The following is a 16,823-nucleotide window of genomic DNA, read 5'->3' as shown; positions in this document are numbered from 1 at the left end:
ATACGTTGACCACTGCCCTCGCCCTGAACTTCGAACGTACCTCCACGCGTGGAGACCACAACGATCTCCGTCTGAGCATCGCCACTCACCGTCACGTCTGCGATTCGTACTACTTCGCTATCGACGAGTCCCCGGCAGCCGCAGGCGCAGGCCTCGGAACCAAACTCGGACGTTTGTTGGAGCAGTGGAACGAGCAGGTCTCCGACCTCATGGGGTCCGGCGGCACTGCCTACCTGCCCTACGACTTCTCGGACCAGTGCACGGCATGGCTCCGCGTCTCATCGTCGGACGGACAGGCAGCCCTCGTTCAGGCCGGCTGGAGCCACATCGAGGCCTGGGGCATCGAGCCGTCCAACTATGCCACCACTGCTTCCAGAGTCACCGACTTCGCCCCGATCGAGGGCGCCCAGATCGAGTGCTCACTAGCCGATTTGAGCACCCACATCGAAGCGAACCGCGCTGCCCTGATAACGACGGGCCCATAGCGCGATAAGAGTTTCCCTACTTCATCAAGGCACCCGCCGCGCACAGCGCGGCGCGCGCGGCCCGTCGCCCGGGCCTGCGCTCCTGTCTCCGCCCCGCTCCAGCCCGGCCGCCGGCCGCACGCCTACGGCTCGGGTTGATGGGTTACACCGCCCAGCCTGTCGATCACCTCTGAGCCGTTGCAGGACCCCCGCAGGTCCGAGGCCGTCCATCAAGGCCAAGCGACTCAGCGCGCGTTCAAACACGGCAACCGTCACATGGCATGCGTGACCGGGAGCGCTGCCGACTGCGGCCGGGACGGGATACCAAAAAGACGGCCAGCGGCGAGGGAGGGGTGACCTCTTGCGCACGGCCGGCCGACTGCCGGGGACGAGTTGGGCCGGGCGCCGTACCCCCGCCGTCACGGATGACGGGCACGTGAGGCGAACGCACCACCGGGAATGGGCTGGCGGGGAGCAGCTGCTGCCGCGATGCGGCCGCGGCCGGTGTGGTCGCTCCGCGTCGGTACCGGTCTCGTCGTGGCTGATGAGCGCGTCGTTCAGTCGTCTTCCGGCAGCCCCCTGATCACTCCGGACCGGATCCCGGGCAGGACACCAGCCAAGCTGCTCCGCCGACTGTCGGCCAAAAGCATGCCCCCAACCAGACTAAAAGCGGAATCCAAAAATTCCGCCATCTTCAATATCATCCGTCAGGCTCGGCTCACGAATAAACTGCGACGCGCCAAACCCCAAGCGGACGGCCTTGGAAAGATCGTCCGAGTTGAGGGTAGCAATGTATTGCATACCCTCCTCATCACTCACCTCAGCGGCTAGACTGAGCGCTTTAGCGAGTTGACGCTCATCAACGCCGTCAAATAGATGACTGTCATGGATCAGGAAATCTGGACCGCGGTTATGGCGGTGGGCAAGCACAGAGAGGGCGAGATCGAAGCAAAAGATCACCATGTTTCCGATTCCGCGGCTGTTGTCACTTCGGATATACGGCGTAATCTGCAGGTTCTCACGGCCCGCTTCAATTCGAAGATACGCTTCCCGTTCTCCGTAAAGCTCTCGCGCGAAACGTGAAAATAGAAGCGTTGCTTCAGCCTGCTGTTCCCGCCGCTCATTGAGATCTGTTGCTACTGCTTGCTGCTGATGCAGTCGCTGCGCCGTGATCTGCCGCCCACTCGCCTCAAGTGCCTGCGCAGCTTCATACCGGTGACGCAAGGCCTCCACATTTGCCCGCTCTCGGGCCAAAGCCTGTTGCAGTGCCGTGAGTGCCTCCAGCGCTCCACCCTCATTCAGCGTGCGCAGTAGGAGCGCTTGCTGTTCTCCAATCCTGGCCCTCTCCGCTCGCCGCTCCGCCAAGCGTAGAGTCAAAGTTTCGATCTCAGCCTCAAGGAATTGCCTGCGATTCCGGACTACGGACCGATGGAACGTGCGAACATCATCGAATCGGCGCCGAACTTGATCACCAAGCACAATTCCTAGCTCATGGTATGCGGACTCCAGATAGTCCACGGCCACATCACTGGCCTCGGTAACAGCCTGCTGCAACTCCTCAAGATTATTTTGATCAATTACATCCTCTTGAGAAAGTTGCTTAATACGTCGCGCTAGCGAGTCGGCTTCCTGCTTTACCCGTTCATATTCAGGAACAACCTGGAATGTAGAGGTCTGCTCTTCTACGCGCCGCAGCTGTGCCTCCGCCAGAGTAATCTGACCCCGGAGGTCTGCAGTTGATCCGACGATGCGACCCCATACAGGATCATTCACTGCCTTGCTCAGCTGTGTGCGAGTGGCTTTCTGCGCAGCCAGTCGCCGATATCCATCCGCTAGCTGATAGTCAAGCCCGAGGAGATACGCGAGGTTAGTGGCGGCATCAGCCTTTTTTTGCTTTGAAAAACTCTCCGTCGCTTGGTTAAAGCCATGCGCAGATACCCGCCTCGCCAGGAAGGACAACATCGTCCGCCCATTAACCCCTTCGCTATCCGTTCGGATGCCGAACAGGTCCCGCTCGATGAGCCTGTTCCACTCATCGAGGGAAATCTCAGTAGGTTCCTCGAACGAGAAGGTCGTTCGCTCGGCCTCAGGTCGAACATCGGGATTGATACGGACGATGCCCGACCGGCTCGCCTTCCGCTCCACGGAGAAGCTGCCCGCCGTATGAGGCCAATCCATCTCCAAGCCGAACGTGATGTTGCGCAGCTCCTTCGCCGCCACCAGCGACCGCTTGTCAGCTCGCGCCCCAAGAAGGAAATGGATCAGCTCGATGAGACTCGATTTACCTGCACTGTTACGACTGTCAGTCCCTGAGGAGGAATTTCTCTTTTCCGCGACAATAAGATTCAGTCCAGCCGTAAACGAGGCAGTTTTAAAGCGGGGATCATCTGCCCTAAGCCGGTGCAGCATCATTCCTCCTCACAACAAGCAAGTCCTGGTGCAGCTCAACAGCTCCGAGACTGTATAGGACATCCAAAGATAGAACGAACCACTCAAACGACACAGGAGCGAAGTGGCTATTTTCACTGCGCCATTGCTTCAAGCGTGCCCACGCCTGGCTAACAGTTCTCGGCTCCTCAAGTTGCATTAGGATCTGCGCACCAACAGCGAGCAGGCATCTGTCAGGAGAAATCCCTTTGGTTGGTGTAATCATGCCGAGACTCCTAGCGCGTGAGCGGACCAACCCGGCGGAGGAGTTTCGAAGATGTCGCATCGATCAAAGAAATGCGCCAGCACTACCCAGGCAGCCCGGTGAACTTTGGGATGATGACGCTGGTTTCCCAAAACATACATCTCAAGTTGCCACAAGACTTCTTCCGGCTCACCCCATTCCCCCTTCAGCTGCTCATAGTAGATGCGGAATCCTTCGGCGACCTCATCATGTTCCAGTTCGCGAAAGGATCCGGTATAGAACGCCTCAACCAAATGAGCTTGCCGCCGGCCCTTTTGGAGATCTTCACGCGCCTCTTCGTCGAGACGGTTGTAGTCCATCTTCGTGGGGGGAACATCGTTCATTGAGATCAGCGGGTCAGATTTCGCCCTTAGCTCCCTCAGGTGCTTCAACAGCGGCGAGAGATCCTCCATCCCGATCCCGTACACCACGGGGCGCACAGGTATCTCGCAATCAAGGATATCTTCTGCTGCCTCTAGGTCTAGTCGCATACACTCTTGCCACAGCCGCCTGATGCCAATTTGCTCAAAATCAAGTTCAGGATCATCGGTCTTTGCGGCGGCCAACAAAGATGAAATCTCTGGATGCATCCCCCGACGGTCGCTGTGGACAAAGACGAATGTACTGAACTCCCCCCGACGCTTCTCCTTGGCTTTCTTCAGATCTGAAGAAAACTTCGCCTTAATTTCGCCTGCCGATTTCGAGCCCTGCGGCGCGTAACACGCATACAGTTTACGATCATGTAGCGACAGTCCATCGGATCCCTGATCCCCCAACTTGCCATGCGTTCGCACGTCAAGAAAATCTGGATACCGCGCGCACATCAGGTTGTGAAAAAAGTCTTCGAACGCGGTCTCATACAATTCACCCATGCGTTCGAGAAAGCGAACCCGCGCGAACAGACGCTGCTCGTGACTCATCCTCATAAAGCCCCCCTCACCCTGAGAGAGCAACGGTAGCCGTTCGTGATCCGCAGAGGAACCCGCCCGAACAACGCCGACACCCCGACTCCAAGCGCAGCGTGCCTCTGCACCACCAGCTGACCGCCGAGACAGCTCGAAGTGCGAGTCCAGGTCTACCTACGTAGTTGGGCAGCCCGGGCTGGAGTCTGCGAACTACGTATAGACCAGCCTGACAGCATTGGCAGGTCCTAGGGCTCTGAGTCCCTACCCGTTGTCCCTGGTCAGCGAGGCAGCTGGCCCGGACGGAGACGAGTACGCCCAGACGTTTGCCGCGGTGGAGAGTGTGTCGCCTGGCCTCGAACACCGTGAACGACTCCCACGAACGGACGACCGGGGGTGCTGTGTCGCTACATCGGCGAAACTCGGCCGGCACGACGTCGACGTTGTGGAAGGCCAGCCGACGGCGGGCAAGGGTGGCCGCCCGCATGCCAGGGCCGGATGCCGCTTCGGGATCCAGGCCGCGCGCGAACGGGGGCAGAGGGCACTTCGCGCTGAGAACTTCCTTGGAGGGATGGCCTGTTGTCATGGCGGCGGCATACAGTCCGATAGGTGCGCTACGGACAGAAGATGCTACTGCCGCCCCCTGGGGCGTTCGCCAACGAGAAGGCACTTTCCACATTTGTCCTGAGCAAGATGGAGCAGTGGTTCCACATCGAGGAACAGGTCCCGGGTCAGTACTGGACGGGCGAGCGAACGCGCATAGACGCTGTACTGAAGCCTCGTGATCCAGAGCCGTGGCTCGACCCTGACCCGGCGTTCGGCGTCGAGTTCAAGAATCTCTTTCCAACCTCCAGCGTGGGTGACCGATACGGATGGGTTGATCAAGCAGTCGGATACACCCACTGTAAATGGGAGGGGCACGGAAGGCTGGCTATCTTCCTGTGTCCGTCTCCTCTGTCACAGCTCTTGGCCAGGGCCGATGACATCGAGACCGCCCGCCAGCGACGAGTCAGCCCCGACATGCTGGAACAGGAGCGAGAACGCGTTCGCCAGTACGGGCGAAGCTTCGGCAAGGAGTACTCCGATGCACACGTTGAACGAGAGGCACTGGAGGCTCATCGACGTCGGATCGGCGCAATGACCTACAAGGAGTTCACCGCCCGCGCTGACGGATACGCCAATGCCGAGGAGCGACAACGTGAACATGATCTCCGCGTTGCCGACGAGCTGACCCATCTACTCGGGCAGCTCAACGTTGGTGAGCTCATGCCTTACGAGGGCAGCGGGTGGACGCTCACCCGGTCGGGAGAGAAGTTATGGAGCGAGCGGCATGGCATGTCGGGCCGCCGATGCAGTCTCCTCCCCAGGATCGGCTCCCAGAGGCGGCCGGGCTCCTAAGCCGACGGTTGGCGCGGCCTATCCGTGGACCGACGACTGGTGAACTTCCGCCTCCAAGCCTCTGAGCTGCTGAAACGCGTGGGACGCACGGGGCCTCCGGAGCCGCGTGCGCCATGCGAGAGCGGCCCCAGGCTGAGTCTGGGGCCGCTTCGTTGCCTCGTCCAAGTTCTGCTAGCTGAGGTGCGCTGGGAGCCCTTCGGGGTGGACGAGGCGGTCGCCGCGGCTGGCCGCTACGCGGAGTGTGTCTCGGAGGGCTGCGGTCAGGTCTGTTGCCAGGAGTCGGAGCTCCTCTGGGTCTGAGTCCTCGGCGGCGAGGACTTCGAGGGCGTGATCCAAGAGCTCGGCTCCCAGTTCGAGCTGCATGTCTTCGGCGTGGTCGGCAAGGCGGGACAGATAGCCGTCGGCGTCGTCGGTGCTCAGGTAGCAGGGCTTGTCGTCGGGGCCAGTCCAGGGGAGAAGGCGCAATCCGTTGCTCGGCGTCATTCCGTTGGGGTTCCCTCGTCGGTCGTGAGGCGGGTGGTGAAGAGTGCGTCCGCTCTGTCGCTGGGGAGGACTACGAGGGCCGCCTCGACCACGCGGCCGACGGTGTCGGTCGCCACGCGGGTGAGTGAGAGGACCGGCAGGGAAGTGCTGATCCGAAGGGTCGTTGACTCCTCTTGGGTGGGGAGACGGGCGCCGAGTCGCTCTTGGACTTCGGACACTGGTGGGCGGGGGTCTGCCAAGCGCGCTTGTATCTGCTCCAGCGAGGGACAGTCGGCCGGCGCCAGGTCTCGGGGGACGTAGATGCGGGCCAGGCTGTGAGGCGCCTTCCCGTCGTGGGTCACGTAGAGGAGCTCGGTCAGCGGGCTGAGGGGCGGGACGTTCAGGAGGGCGGGCAGGTCGCCGTGCGCTTCGAGGTTCGTGGTCCGGACAGTTGCTCGGAGGCGTGGGATTGGTGATGCGCCGACGCCTCCGACGTACGTGAATCTGCGGAGAGGGCGGCGGACGTAGTTGCCGCTGCCGTGGATCTTCTCCACCAGGCCTTCGCCTTGGAGGAGTGCGAGGGCGCTGCGGAGTGTTGGTGTGCTAACCGTGTAGCGGGTGGCGAGTTGGGCCTCGGAGGGGAGGCGTTCGCCAGCCTTGAAGTGGCCCGTTGAGATCTGGTGTCGGAGATCGTCGGCGATGGCGCGGCTGCGGGAAGGCACGGGGCAGGTCACCACTTCCCCATCAGCCGCAGGGCGATGAGTCGGCTCCTGGTGTGAATCGTCAGCGCTTCGCCCGTCTGGAAGAGCAGCCGCTTGGCGCCGGCGGGGAGTTGGACGAGGTCGGCTACGCGGCACGGTTGGCCGCCGATCTGGATGACGTCGCCGCGCTGGACGCTGTCTGAGGTGATCTCGACGCTCGTGACGCGCGCGCCGCTGGGGGCCCTCACTGGTTCGCCTGCCGCGGTTCCGACGGTTCGTTCGGGGTGTGGCAGGAGCAGGCGCACGCCTCGTAGATCACAGGGACGCCGACGGGCGCCGTGGCTGGGGACGACTGAGCACATTCGGAGTGGGTGCCGATCGCGCACGCGCTCGACTGGTAGGTCAGCCTCGCGTGCGTGGCATAAGAGAGTGCGGGGAGGTGCGGCCCACTGGTGTAGGCGTCGGGAGGGCCCGTACGGTTGTGCACGCTGATCAGCTCCTATCGCTGACGGCCAGGTCCCCGGACATCGCCCGTCGCGGGGACCGCTTTGTTTACGGCGGCCCAGAGGGTGCGGCCGGTCAAGCTGCTGGCGACGAGCCCGAATCGGTCGGCCTCCGCCACCACTTCCAAGACCTCCCGCCACGATTCGGCGGGCAGCGCTTCCGGCACCTCCGCCTCGATCGACGTGTACGTGACGTGCGGCTCCACGCGCGTGGTCAGTCCGAGGGCCGACAACCGGGCGGCGAGATCCTTGGCCCTTGCTTCTGAAGCGGGCACAGGGCCTCCGTCGCCGACTGAACACGTTGGGTAAAGCTAGTTAACTAGATTAGAGCTAGTGGACTAGATTTTCCACATGCCTGAGCAGCCGCCTTATCTCCGCATCGCCGACGTCCTGCGGCAGCGGATCGCGGAGCACGTGTGGACGGCCGGAGATCGACTGCCGTCGCGTGCCCAGATCGCCGAGGAGTGCGGAGTCGGCGAGAACGTGGTCCGTCGAGCGCAGGAGCTCCTGATCTCCCAGGGTGTGCTGGAGGGGCGTGCAGGGTCCGGGACGTACGTGGCCGAGCCGCGGCAGCGTGTGCGAGTGGTTCGTTCCTCGGCCAGGGAGCAGCCGGACGGCTCCCCGTTCCGCGCGGACATGCGGGCGCTGGGCAAGCAGGGGAACTGGGAGAGCCGGACCGAAGCGAAGGTGCCGGCCCCGGCCGAGATCGCTGCGCGGCTTGGCATCGCCGAGGGCGACCTGTGCGTGCGTACGGTCTACGAGTTCCTCGCTGATGGTCGGCCGGTGCAGCTGTCGACGAGTTGGGAGCCGTACGAGCTGACCGGCGGCACGCTCGTTGTGCTGCCGGAGGGCGGTCCGCATGCGGGAGTCGGCGTCGTGAACCGGATGGCCGCGATCGGGATCACGGTCAGCCATGCCGTGGAGCAGCCGGAACCGCGGCAGGCGAGCGCCGAGGAAGCATCGCTCCTCGGGATCCAGAAGGCCGCTCTGGTCACGCACATCCGGCGGACGTACTACAGCGACCAGGGACGGCCCGTGGAGACGGCAGACATCGTCATCCCCGCCGCGCTGTGCGAGGTCGTCTACGAGATCCCTGTCGGCCGCTAGAGCGGCTGGCGGAGGACGGAAGGGCACCGCCTTGGACGCGGAGCGAGAGGCTCGCATAGCGGAGGTAGCCGCGAGAGCGCGGCCGGTGTGGGCGGAGGACCGTGACGGCGGGGCTCTGCAGGAGTTCTTGAAGGAGCTCGGCTGTGACGGCGTGGACGCGGTCATGGTGACCAGGCAGGTGGTCGGATGCAGTCTCGGCGAGGCTCAGGAAATGTTCCTCACCGCACCCTGCCGGGCCTCGGAGCTCGCCTTCCACAATGCGTTCATGGAAGCCCTTGAGCGGTCTCAGGGCGACGCCTGACCCCTCCGGACCACTCCTGACTTGGGTGGGGCCCCGTCCTGCATTCGTACGCCAGCACAGGCGATCAGGGCGCCACCGTCTTCCGTGAGTAAGAACGTGTAAATCCACGACCCGTCGGAGGCTTTGACCTGCCCGATACGGATGGGCTCAGCGCGCTCACGGAGCAGTTCTACCGCTCGTTCCCATCCCAGGGTCTCGGCGCCCTTCCGCTGCATGCACCGATGCCGGATCGCGAAGGTGCCTGCATGGCCGTCCGAAAGCCTGGGCCCGGCCTCCAATACGAAGTAGTCGGCGCAGTCGGCAAGGGCCGCCAGAGCAGCCTTGGAGGCCGCGTCGTCGCCGGCCAGTAGCCGCATCAGCTCATGTCGTTCCATGGTCAGCCCTCCCCGCCTGAATCCTGGTGGATCGCGGCAAGGCGCCGCAACGCCGTTAGGATCCGCGGCATGACCAGCAGCGCGCCTGCCTGCCCGGAGTGCAGCCAAGCCATGAAGTTCGGCGGATTTGTGCTCTGTGGCCGGGAGGACGACGGCGAACGGGTCTGCCGGTCGCTGTGGAAGTGCCCCGCTCGGCATGTCTGGTGGCACTGGGCCGACCGGCCGGACGAGGCCCTGGAGGCGTGCCCGATACCGGAGGCGTTCCGCTGACATCCGTGTCCGCACGCGTGCCCTTCGTGTGCCCGATCAGACGGCGCATGGTGGGGAACCACGGTCATCTGCGGTGGGCGCTCGGCTCGCGTGCAGGTCAGGGGCTTGGCCGGTCGAGGTGGGAGTGCGTACGCGATCTTCCAAACTAGCTACGCGGGTTCGATTCCCGTCGCCCGCTCTGAAGCACGAAGGGCCAGGTCAGAGGATGTTTCCTCCGCCTGGCCCTTCGTCGTTGCGGGAGTGGGCGGGCGGTCAGTAGTGGACCGAGGTGCAGGTGACCGTGGTCTTGCCGTCGGCCGTCTTGACCACGTACTTCGCTCCGGTCAGGCCGCCGAGGTCGAACCTGCCCGACTTGTCGATGGGGACCGAGCCCGAGCTGGAGCCGGAGTAGGTCACCGTCGTGCCGGCGGGGAATCCCTCGCCCCACACGTGGTACTTGCCGGCTGAATCCACTTCGACGTTGCACTTCGCGGCCGCGGGGGCGGCGGTGGTCGAGGCGTGTGCGGCGACGGCGGGGCCCAGCGCGAGGGCGGGGGCCGCCAAGAGCGCGAGTGCTGCAAGACGACGTGTCCGGTTCATCATGCGACCTGCCTTGGAAGATGACGGTGCGGCCGGTGAGGCGTCACGGCTCCGATACGCGCCTTTCATCGTATCGTCCGGTTTGTCCGGCGGCATCTCGCGGACGGTCTTGACGGCGCCGGGGGCAGGTTGTGTACTCCCCGCATGTCGGGGGCGGGTGGGGCTCGGGAGTACGTCGAGACGCGACTGGGGCAGTACCAGGCGTGGTACGACCGCAAGGCCGTGCGGAGCAAAACCATCCACTTACGGATGCGGACGCTTTCGGTCGTCGGCGGCGCGCTCGTGCCCGTACTGGTCAACCTCGACGTGCCGTTCGCGCGGATCACCGCCACCGCGCTCAGCGTGCTCGTGGTCGTCTCCGTCTCCGTCTCCCTCGAGAGCGTGTACCGCTTCCGTGAGCAGTGGAAGAACTACCGGTCGACCGAGCAGTTGCTGGGGCACGAGCGGATCTACTTCGAGACCGGGGTCGGCCCGTACGCCGGACTGTCCGCGGCCGACGCGTTCACGCTGCTCGTGTCCCGGGTGGAGCGGGCGATCGCCAACGAGAATTCGGCCACCCTCAACGTCATGACGCTGGGCGGCCAGGTGAACGCGGACCTGGAGTGCCGGCGGGCGGCCGGCACTCCCTGAGCCCCGCGGCTAGAGCTTGATTCCCGCGATGGTGTCCGCGAGGGAGTTGAGGAAGCGGTTGACGTCCGGCGCGATGGAGCTGGACGCCAGGAAGAAGCCGAAGAGGACCGCGACGATGGCGGGGCCGGCCTTGATGTGGTTGCCACGGATCAGCACCACCAGGATGACCGCCAACAGAACCACCACTGACAGCGAAATGGCCACTACTGATCACACCTTCGGTCGTCCCCTGGTCGGCCTGGGGCACACGGCCACGCGCACCCCCACATGGACCATCCTCCCACCAACGGGCCCCGGCTATCCGTCCCGTGGCCAATCGGCATCGGCGCTTTCCCGCCAACCGGCCATGCGCCGGGCATATTTCGGACGTGGGGCCCGGGTCAGGGCGTGGTGAGGCCGAGGAGGGAGCGGACATACGCGTACTTCGCGGACAGCCGGTCCCGGGTGGGGCCGTCCAGTACGGAGAGCCTCGAGGGGTCCGCGTTGTGCGCCAGATCGGCCTCCTTGACCAGGAGCGCGCCCGGGGTGGCCAGGATCCGGGCCGCGTACTCCTCCACCGGCTCACCGGCGCGCTTGGTGACCGCCAGCACCATGTCCTTGACCGGCTGGGGCAGGGCGGCGGAATCCAGCCACTCGCGGCTCAGCGCGTCGTCCTCGACGGCGTCGTGCAGCCAGGCCGCCGCCTGCTGCTCCGGGCTGCCGCCGCGGACGCGGACTCCCTCGGCCACCGCCGCGAGGTGCTCGGCGTACGGCCGGCCCGCCTTGTCGGTCTGGCCCTCGTGCGCGGAGCACGCCAGTGCCTCGACCTCCATCAGGGTCAGCGGTTGCTGCTGCCCTTGTGTCATGCCGTTCCCTTCGCCGCCGTACGGAGGGCCTGCGCGGCCCGGCGCACATCCGCCCGCGTCGTACGCCAGTTGGAGAACGCCGCGCGCAGGGCGGGGGTTCCCGCGTAGACGGTCGGGGTGACGAAGACCTCGCCCTGCGCCGCCTCGCGCAGGGCCGCGAGGCGGGCCGCGGTGGGGTCCTCGGCGAGGGTGAAGCAGACGACGTTGAGGCGGACCGGGGCGAGGAGGCGGAAGGAAGGGTCCTGCTCCAGCGCGGCGCCGAAGGCCCGGGCACAGGCGATGTCGCGCTCGACGATCTCCCGGTGGCCCGCGCGGCCGTACGCGCGCAGGGTGAACCAGGCGGCGAGGGCGCGCAGCCGGTGCGAGTTCTCGGGGGTGAGGTGGACGAGGTCGGGGTGCTCGCCCAGGGGGCCGAGGTAGGCGGCGGCGTTCTGGAAGACGCGGGCCTGGAGGTCTTGGCGGCGGGTGAACTGGACGGCGCTGTCGTAGGGGACGTTCAGCCACTTGTGCAGGTCGACGCAGACGGAGTCGGAGGCGTCGAGGCCGTCGGCGAGGTGGGCGTGTTCCGGGGAGAGCGCGGCGAAGGCCCCGAAGGCGGCGTCGGTGTGGAGCCAGAACGCGTGGCGTTCGCGGAGGGCGGCGATGGCGCGGAGGTCGTCGAAGTCCACGGTGTTGACGGTGCCGGCGTTGGCGACGACCACGGCCGGTCCGGGCGTGTCGGCGAGGGCGCGCTCGAGGGCGGCGGGGTCGACGGCCTCCCGGCCGGGGAGGGTGGGGACGGCGACGAGCGAGGCGCGGCCGAGTCCGAGCACGGAGAGGGCCTTGGCGATGGAGGAGTGCGGGGCTCCGGAGAGGACGCGGACCGGGCCGAGCGCCGCAGCGCCGTCCTCGGACGGTGAGACGCCGAGGCGTTCACCGAGCCACTCGCGGGCGATGGCGAGGCCGGTGGTGTTGGACATGGTGGCGCCGCTGACGAAGGTTCCGGTGTGGGCGTCGGTGAGGCCGAAGAGCTCGCGGAGCCAGCCGACGGTCTCGCGTTCGAGGTCCTGGCCGGCGCCGTCCAGGGCGGAGTTGGAGTTCTGGTCGTGGACGGCGGTCAGCCAGTCGCCCGCGAGGGCGGCGGGGGTGGCGCCGCCGGTGACGAAGCCGAGGTAGCGGGGGCCGGCGGAGGCGGACAGCCGCGGCGCCCAGCGCTCCGCGAAGGCGGCGAGGGCCGATTCCGTGCCGCAGGCGTGCTCCGGCAGGGGCTCGGGGGCGCGCGGGGGTCCGGCGGGCGGTACGACGGGACGGGCGTCCAGGGCTTCGAGGGCGTCGGCGGCGGCGTCGCGGGCCGCCTCCAGGAGCTCGGGGAGGCGGGCGAGGTCGGTGGCGAGCGTGCGGTCCATGGGGGCACGGTAGGGACCCGCCGGGCCCGGCGGACCGGCCAATCGGGGGTGATTGGCCCGGCTTCCCGGCCGCGCGGCCGCGCGGTGCTCCGGCCGCGCCCCGCTCCTCGCGCCCCGCTCCTCGTGCCTCGCAGGGCGGTGGGGCCCGGCGGGACGGGAGTTGGGCGGCGTAGGGTCGGGGGATGACTCGGTGGGTGGTGGGGGTTGCCGGAGCGGTGGTCGTGGCGGGAGCGGTGGCGGGGTGTGATGTGCCGCCTGCGCCCCCTGCCGCGCCCGGGCCCAGTGTGCTGAGGCCCCCCGCGCCCACGGTCGCGCCCACCGCCGCGGCCTCCCCTCCCGCGGCCGCGGCGGCGCCCGCGTGCCCCGAGGGTGGGGTGCGGCTGCTCGAAGGGCCCGGGGACGCCGCCATGGGGCTGCGCGTCGCCGACGTCCAGCTCGTCAACTGCGGTACGCAGCCGTACGTACTCGAGGGCTATCCGGAGATCCGGCTGCTGGACAGGAAGCGGGCGCCGGTCGAGGTGACCGTCGTCCACGGAGCGGACGGGATCACCGGCGCGCCGACCGGCGTGGAGGGCGTCCCGCAGAGGATCGAGCTCCAGCCGGGCCGGGCGGCCTCCCTCGCCATGGTGTGGCGGAACCTGGTGACCGACTCCACGGTGCCCGCGGCCGAGGGGTGGGTGCTGGACGTGACCCCGCGGCCCGGTGCGCCCCGGCTGGAGCTGGAGCTCCGCCACTCCGTCGACCTCGGGAACACCGGGAAGCTCGGGATCAGCCCCTGGAAGGCGGCGACCCGGTGACCATCGGGGTCAACGGCCTTTCCCGGGGCCTCCCGGCCTGACCGGCAAGACACCTGGGGCGTGTCCGCGAAGTGGCCCCGGCCGCCCGCGGGGCAGGCGGGACTTCGCGGGCACCCCCTAGCCGGAGCGGCCGGCCCGTCGCAGGCTCCAGCGGGCCGGGAGGGCCGTGGCCGCCAGGCCCAGGACGAGGGCCGCCGCCGCGAAGGAGGCGTACAGCGCCGGCGGGATGTGCGGGGGCGCGCCGGTCAGGGCCCTGGTCAGCGGGAACAGCGTGGCCAGGGCGATCGCGGTGCCCAGCGTGACGCCCGCGCCGCCGATCAGCAGTGCCTCCCAGCGGAGCATCCGCAGCACCTGGCGCCGGGTCGAGCCGACGAGCCGCAGCATCCGCAGCTCGCCGCGGCGGTCGAGGACGGTCATCACCAGGGTGTTGGCGGCGGCCACGGCGGCGAAGCCGCCGAGGACGGCCGCCATGACGGTGTTGGCCCAGGCGTTGATCTCGCGTTCCGTGTTCCGTGCGGTGGTCCACTCCGAGCCGGACACGGCGCCCACCAGCCCTGCCGGGACCGGCCCCCGGACCAGCAGCTCGGTGGCCCGCCCCGCCGTGGTGTGGCCGGTGAGGTCGGCGGCCGGGAGGGTGACCTGGCCGAGGCCGAGGCCCCGGGTGTAGACGGCCACGATCTCGGGCGTCGCCGGGGTCCCGTCGGGAAGGCGCAGTTCGACGCGGTCGCCGACCCCGAGGCGGGCGGACTCCGCGAGGCTGCGGTCCACGGCGACCGTGCCCGGGCGCAGCGCCGCGAGGCCGCCCTCGCGTACGTCCAGGTCCTGGACGGTGGTGACGTCGCCCGCGACGCCCTGTGCCGAGACGGACTGGAGCCGCTGCTCGGCGCCCTTGCCGAGCAGCGCGAGGACGGAGGTGCGGGTGAGCGCGACTCCCCCGCGCGCGTCGCTCGGCGGGTCGGTGATCACGTGGTCGGCGAGCAGTCCGGCCGCCTGCTGCTGCCGGGTGGCCTCTTCCTCGCTGGTGTGCAGGAAGACCAGGGTCGAGGAGAAGGCCATGGCGAGGACGATCGGGGTGATCGCGGAGGCGAGCCGGCGGGCGTGGGCCCGGGAGTTGGCGGCGGCGAGCGAGCCGGAGGCCCCGCCGGCGCGCAGCGGGAGGCCGAGTACGGCGGCGCAGGCGCGGGCGATCAGCGGTCCGAGGAGGGCCACGGCCAGCATGAAGAGCATGACCACGCCGAGCGCGGCGTTGGCTGCCTCCTCCCCGGCGGAGGTGGCGGCCAGGCCCGCGCAGGCGATCCCGCCGGCCAGGGCGGCGATGCCCAGGGGCGTACGGATCCACCCCGGCCCGAGGCGTTCCACGGCGGCCGCGGCCAGCGCCTGGCCGGGCCGGATCCGGGCGGGCCTGCGGGCGGCGGCCCAGCCCGCGAGCAGCGCGGTGACGAGGCCGGTGCCGGCGGCCGTGGCGAGCGGGATCCAGGAGACGGCGAGCTCGACGCCGTCCGGGATCGCGCCCTTGGCCTGGAGCTGCCCGAACCACCAGGCGGCGAGGCCGATGCCGGGTACGCAGCCCAGCACACCCGCGGCGGGCGCGACGAGCAGGGCTTCGGTGGCGACGATGCGGCGGATCTGCCGCGGGGTGGCTCCGACGGCGCGCAGCAGGGCGAACTCGCGGGAGCGCTGCCCGACGGAGAGCGCGACCGTACCGGCGGCGGTGAACACGGCGACGAGGGTGGCGGTGCCCCCGAAGGAGCCGCCGATGCCCGTCAGCAGCTCCTTGGCGCCCGCGAGCGCCGGGTCCACGGCGCGGGCGGCGCCGGTCAGCACCTGGGCGCGGTCGCCGACGGCGGCGCGCACCGCCTCCGGGTCGGCGTCGAACAGGACGACGGCGTCGAGGGCGCCGGGGTGTCCGGACAGGGCGCGGGCCTCGGCGTCGGAGAACCGGACTCCGGCGCCATCGGTGCGTCCCACGACCCGGAACTCCCGCTTCCCGACCGGGGTGTCGAGCACCACCCGGTCCCCCGCGAGCCCCGTGCCCGTACCCACGACGACCTCGCCCGGAGTCCCCGGGGCCCGGCCGGCCGTGAGCGCCGCACCCGTGAAGGCCGACGCGCCCCAGCCCGAGGCCTCCACGGAGCCCGCGTCCGCCCGTACGGGGAACACCACGTCGGGGACGGCCCGGCCGAGCGGGGCGAGGCGGTCCAGCAGGGCGGCGTCGACCCTGGCCCGCTCCGGGACCGGTACCGCTTCCTCGTAGGTGCCTTCGCCGGTGCCCGCCTGCCGGCGGACGTGCTGGTCGGCGGCGACGACCACGGGCGCCTGGGCGTACCGGGTCGGAGCGAGTCCCGCGCGAACCCCGCTCTCCAGCAGGATCCCGCAGGCGGAGACGATGGCGACGGTCATGAGGAGGGCGACGAAGGTGCCGGCGAAGGCGGCGGGGCGGAAACGCACGGCCGCCCGGGCCAGGCCGTTGGGGTGGAACGGCATCAGGCGGCCGCTCCGGCGTACGCGGGGGCGGTGAGGGCGGTCATCCGGGCGGCGATGGCCGCGGCGGAGCTCCGCGGCAGCCGGTCGGCGATGAGCCCGTCGGCGAGGAAGAGCACCTGGTCGGCGGCGGCCGCGGCGGCCGGGTCGTGGGTGACCATGACGATGGTGGCGCCGAGCGAGTCCACGGCGGACCGCAGCAGTCCGAGGACCTCGGCGGCGGTGGTGGTGTCGAGGGCGCCGGTCGGTTCGTCGGCGAAGACCACGTCGGGCCGGGTGACCAGGGCCCGTGCGATGGCGACGCGCTGCTGCTGGCCGCCGGAGAGTTCGGCGGGGCGGCGCCGTCCCTTGCCTTCGAGTCCGACGCGGGCGAGCAGGTCGGCGGCCCGGTCCCGGCCCTGCCGCGAGGATCCGCCGCCGGCGAGCCGCATCGGGAGCAGCACGTTCTGCTCCACGGTGAGGGAGGGGAGCAGGTTGAAGGCCTGGAAGACGAAGCCGAGGCGGCTGCGGCGCAGTTCGGTGAGCTCGTTCTCGTTCATGCCGGTGATCTCGGTGCCGCCGAGGCGGACGGAGCCGGTGGTGGGGACGTCCAGGCCGGCCGCGCACTGGAGGAAGGTGGACTTGCCGGAGCCGGAGGGGCCCATGACGGCGGTGAAGCTCCCGCGGGGCAGGCTGAGGTCGATCCCGCGCAGCGCGTGCACGGTGGCGGCGCCGCGGCCGTACTCGCGCCGTACGCCGCGCAGCTCGACGGCGGCCGTGCCCTCGTGTGCGGTCCGGCCCGTGCCCTCGTAGGGCGTCGGCCCCGTGCCCTCGTACGCCGCCTGCGCGGTGCTTGCGTACGTCTCCCGCCCGGCGCCCTCGTACGCCGCCTGCGCGCTCTCGCGCTGCCGCCTGCTCCGCCGGAGCCCCATGGTGTGCCGCCTTCCGTACCCGTCGGTGATCGTGGTCACGAC

Annotated in this window: 21 protein-coding genes; 7 read left to right on the top strand and 14 right to left on the bottom strand. The window is 68.5% G+C overall.

Annotated elements, in window-relative coordinates; all coding sequences use genetic code 11:
• Window positions 1-5 precede the first annotated feature (5 nt).
• Window positions 6-485: a hypothetical protein gene (locus ACFY1T_RS05015; RefSeq protein WP_390787020.1), complete on the top strand. Its 480-nt coding sequence runs from the start codon at window positions 6-8 to the stop codon at window positions 483-485.
• Between the two features lie 642 nt (window positions 486-1,127).
• On the opposite strand, the gene ACFY1T_RS05010 is transcribed toward ACFY1T_RS05015, so the two are convergent.
• The 3 genes from ACFY1T_RS05010 to ACFY1T_RS05000 are packed head-to-tail and all read right to left on the bottom strand — an operon-like array spanning window position 1,128 to window position 4,055.
• Window positions 1,128-2,876 carry an ABC-three component system protein gene (locus ACFY1T_RS05010; protein ID WP_390787019.1) on the bottom strand — a complete coding sequence of 583 codons (1,749 nt, stop codon included), beginning with the start codon at window positions 2,874-2,876 and terminating at the stop codon, window positions 1,128-1,130.
• Window positions 2,857-3,117, bottom strand: a complete 261-nt coding sequence (locus ACFY1T_RS05005; RefSeq protein ID WP_390787018.1) for an ABC-three component system middle component 6 — start codon at window positions 3,115-3,117, stop codon at window positions 2,857-2,859. The genes ACFY1T_RS05010 and ACFY1T_RS05005 overlap by 20 nt, the downstream gene beginning before the upstream one ends.
• A complete protein-coding gene (locus ACFY1T_RS05000) occupies window positions 3,114-4,055 on the bottom strand; it encodes an ABC-three component system protein (RefSeq protein ID WP_390787017.1) in 942 nt (313 codons plus the stop codon). The genes ACFY1T_RS05005 and ACFY1T_RS05000 overlap by 4 nt, the downstream gene beginning before the upstream one ends.
• A gap of 591 nt (window positions 4,056-4,646) precedes the next feature.
• Here ACFY1T_RS05000 and ACFY1T_RS04995 point away from each other — a divergent pair.
• A complete protein-coding gene (locus tag ACFY1T_RS04995; RefSeq protein WP_390787016.1) occupies window positions 4,647-5,435 on the top strand; it encodes a hypothetical protein in 789 nt (262 codons plus the stop codon).
• Between the two features lie 171 nt (window positions 5,436-5,606).
• Here the strand turns inward: ACFY1T_RS04995 and ACFY1T_RS04990 are convergent, their stop codons facing one another.
• The 4 genes from ACFY1T_RS04990 to ACFY1T_RS04975 form a co-directional block, all read right to left on the bottom strand.
• A complete protein-coding gene (locus ACFY1T_RS04990; RefSeq protein WP_390787015.1) occupies window positions 5,607-5,918 on the bottom strand; it encodes a hypothetical protein in 312 nt (103 codons plus the stop codon).
• On the bottom strand, window positions 5,915-6,619 hold the full coding sequence (locus ACFY1T_RS04985; RefSeq protein ID WP_390787014.1) for a GntR family transcriptional regulator: 705 nt from the start codon (window positions 6,617-6,619) through the stop codon (window positions 5,915-5,917). The genes ACFY1T_RS04990 and ACFY1T_RS04985 overlap by 4 nt, the downstream gene beginning before the upstream one ends.
• Window positions 6,620-6,627: 8 nt before the next feature.
• Complete coding sequence (locus ACFY1T_RS04980; protein WP_390787013.1) at window positions 6,628-6,846, bottom strand: hypothetical protein; 219 nt, start codon at window positions 6,844-6,846, stop codon at window positions 6,628-6,630.
• 251 nt (window positions 6,847-7,097) lie between these two features.
• A complete protein-coding gene (locus ACFY1T_RS04975) occupies window positions 7,098-7,376 on the bottom strand; it encodes a hypothetical protein (protein WP_390787012.1) in 279 nt (92 codons plus the stop codon).
• A 76-nt stretch (window positions 7,377-7,452) separates the two neighbouring features.
• Between ACFY1T_RS04975 and ACFY1T_RS04970 the strand changes: the two genes are divergently transcribed.
• Both ACFY1T_RS04970 and ACFY1T_RS04965 read left to right on the top strand, forming a co-directional pair.
• Window positions 7,453-8,208, top strand: coding sequence for a GntR family transcriptional regulator (locus ACFY1T_RS04970; RefSeq protein ID WP_383496592.1), 756 nt, complete (start codon window positions 7,453-7,455; stop codon window positions 8,206-8,208).
• A gap of 127 nt (window positions 8,209-8,335) precedes the next feature.
• A complete protein-coding gene (locus tag ACFY1T_RS04965) occupies window positions 8,336-8,509 on the top strand; it encodes a hypothetical protein (protein WP_390787011.1) in 174 nt (57 codons plus the stop codon).
• On the opposite strand, the gene ACFY1T_RS04960 is transcribed toward ACFY1T_RS04965, so the two are convergent.
• The gene (locus tag ACFY1T_RS04960) at window positions 8,494-8,883 is read right to left on the bottom strand and encodes a hypothetical protein (RefSeq protein ID WP_390787010.1); all 390 of its coding nucleotides are present in this window, start codon (window positions 8,881-8,883) and stop codon (window positions 8,494-8,496) included. The two genes, ACFY1T_RS04965 and ACFY1T_RS04960, sit on opposite strands and share 16 nt — an antisense overlap.
• A 69-nt stretch (window positions 8,884-8,952) precedes the next feature.
• Between ACFY1T_RS04960 and ACFY1T_RS04955 the strand changes: the two genes are divergently transcribed.
• A complete protein-coding gene (locus ACFY1T_RS04955; RefSeq protein ID WP_390787009.1) occupies window positions 8,953-9,153 on the top strand; it encodes a dehydrogenase in 201 nt (66 codons plus the stop codon).
• 252 nt (window positions 9,154-9,405) lie between these two features.
• On the opposite strand, the gene ACFY1T_RS04950 is transcribed toward ACFY1T_RS04955, so the two are convergent.
• Window positions 9,406-9,735: a hypothetical protein gene (locus tag ACFY1T_RS04950; protein WP_390787008.1), complete on the bottom strand. Its 330-nt coding sequence runs from the start codon at window positions 9,733-9,735 to the stop codon at window positions 9,406-9,408.
• A gap of 141 nt (window positions 9,736-9,876) precedes the next feature.
• On the opposite strand from ACFY1T_RS04950, the gene ACFY1T_RS04945 reads away from it, so the two are divergent.
• The gene (locus tag ACFY1T_RS04945; RefSeq protein WP_390787007.1) at window positions 9,877-10,362 is read left to right on the top strand and encodes a DUF4231 domain-containing protein; all 486 of its coding nucleotides are present in this window, start codon (window positions 9,877-9,879) and stop codon (window positions 10,360-10,362) included.
• A gap of 9 nt (window positions 10,363-10,371) precedes the next feature.
• Here the strand turns inward: ACFY1T_RS04945 and ACFY1T_RS04940 are convergent, their stop codons facing one another.
• From ACFY1T_RS04940 to ACFY1T_RS04930, 3 genes are all read right to left on the bottom strand, one after another.
• The gene (locus ACFY1T_RS04940) at window positions 10,372-10,566 is read right to left on the bottom strand and encodes a hypothetical protein (RefSeq protein ID WP_030159386.1); all 195 of its coding nucleotides are present in this window, start codon (window positions 10,564-10,566) and stop codon (window positions 10,372-10,374) included.
• A gap of 176 nt (window positions 10,567-10,742) precedes the next feature.
• A complete protein-coding gene (locus ACFY1T_RS04935; RefSeq protein ID WP_390787006.1) occupies window positions 10,743-11,207 on the bottom strand; it encodes an HD domain-containing protein in 465 nt (154 codons plus the stop codon).
• Window positions 11,204-12,592 (bottom strand): pyridoxal phosphate-dependent decarboxylase family protein, encoded by a 1,389-nt coding sequence (locus ACFY1T_RS04930; protein ID WP_390787005.1) that lies wholly within the window; start codon window positions 12,590-12,592, stop codon window positions 11,204-11,206. The genes ACFY1T_RS04935 and ACFY1T_RS04930 overlap by 4 nt, the downstream gene beginning before the upstream one ends.
• A gap of 182 nt (window positions 12,593-12,774) precedes the next feature.
• Here ACFY1T_RS04930 and ACFY1T_RS04925 point away from each other — a divergent pair, with 182 nt between their 5' ends.
• Window positions 12,775-13,389 (top strand): DUF4232 domain-containing protein, encoded by a 615-nt coding sequence (locus ACFY1T_RS04925; protein ID WP_390787004.1) that lies wholly within the window; start codon window positions 12,775-12,777, stop codon window positions 13,387-13,389.
• Between the two features lie 117 nt (window positions 13,390-13,506).
• Here ACFY1T_RS04925 and ACFY1T_RS04920 read toward each other — a convergent pair whose 3' ends face one another.
• Both ACFY1T_RS04920 and ACFY1T_RS04915 read right to left on the bottom strand, forming a co-directional pair.
• On the bottom strand, window positions 13,507-15,873 hold the full coding sequence (locus tag ACFY1T_RS04920; protein ID WP_390787003.1) for an FtsX-like permease family protein: 2,367 nt from the start codon (window positions 15,871-15,873) through the stop codon (window positions 13,507-13,509).
• The gene (locus ACFY1T_RS04915) at window positions 15,873-16,781 is read right to left on the bottom strand and encodes an ABC transporter ATP-binding protein (protein WP_390787419.1); all 909 of its coding nucleotides are present in this window, start codon (window positions 16,779-16,781) and stop codon (window positions 15,873-15,875) included. Before ACFY1T_RS04915 ends, ACFY1T_RS04920 begins: the two co-directional genes overlap by 1 nt.
• Window positions 16,782-16,823: the final 42 nt, after the last annotated feature.

This window comes from Streptomyces sp. NPDC001194, from assembly GCF_042896985.1.
Lineage (GTDB): Bacteria > Actinomycetota > Actinomycetes > Streptomycetales > Streptomycetaceae > Streptomyces.
This window is presented reverse-complemented; position numbering and strand designations above follow the sequence as displayed.

Excerpts from the sequence above, each read along its gene's own strand:
- ACFY1T_RS04945 (WP_390787007.1), top strand. The coding sequence starts at position 9,877 with ATGTCGGGGGCGGGTGGGGCTCGGGAGTACGTCGAGACGCGACTGGGG.
- ACFY1T_RS04925 (WP_390787004.1), top strand. The coding sequence starts at position 12,775 with ATGACTCGGTGGGTGGTGGGGGTTGCCGGAGCGGTGGTCGTGGCGGGA.
- ACFY1T_RS04970 (WP_383496592.1), top strand. The coding sequence starts at position 7,453 with ATGCCTGAGCAGCCGCCTTATCTCCGCATCGCCGACGTCCTGCGGCAG.
- ACFY1T_RS05010 (WP_390787019.1), bottom strand. The coding sequence starts at position 2,876 with ATGATGCTGCACCGGCTTAGGGCAGATGATCCCCGCTTTAAAACTGCC.
- ACFY1T_RS04930 (WP_390787005.1), bottom strand. The coding sequence starts at position 12,592 with ATGGACCGCACGCTCGCCACCGACCTCGCCCGCCTCCCCGAGCTCCTG.
- ACFY1T_RS04935 (WP_390787006.1), bottom strand. The coding sequence starts at position 11,207 with ATGACACAAGGGCAGCAGCAACCGCTGACCCTGATGGAGGTCGAGGCA.
- ACFY1T_RS04950 (WP_390787008.1), bottom strand. The coding sequence starts at position 9,735 with ATGATGAACCGGACACGTCGTCTTGCAGCACTCGCGCTCTTGGCGGCC.
- ACFY1T_RS04990 (WP_390787015.1), bottom strand. The coding sequence starts at position 5,918 with ATGACGCCGAGCAACGGATTGCGCCTTCTCCCCTGGACTGGCCCCGAC.
- ACFY1T_RS04920 (WP_390787003.1), bottom strand. The coding sequence starts at position 15,873 with ATGCCGTTCCACCCCAACGGCCTGGCCCGGGCGGCCGTGCGTTTCCGC.
- ACFY1T_RS04915 (WP_390787419.1), bottom strand. The coding sequence starts at position 16,781 with ATGGGGCTCCGGCGGAGCAGGCGGCAGCGCGAGAGCGCGCAGGCGGCG.
- ACFY1T_RS05005 (WP_390787018.1), bottom strand. The coding sequence starts at position 3,117 with ATGATTACACCAACCAAAGGGATTTCTCCTGACAGATGCCTGCTCGCT.
- ACFY1T_RS05000 (WP_390787017.1), bottom strand. The coding sequence starts at position 4,055 with ATGAGTCACGAGCAGCGTCTGTTCGCGCGGGTTCGCTTTCTCGAACGC.
- ACFY1T_RS04960 (WP_390787010.1), bottom strand. The coding sequence starts at position 8,883 with ATGGAACGACATGAGCTGATGCGGCTACTGGCCGGCGACGACGCGGCC.
- ACFY1T_RS04955 (WP_390787009.1), top strand. The coding sequence starts at position 8,953 with ATGACCAGCAGCGCGCCTGCCTGCCCGGAGTGCAGCCAAGCCATGAAG.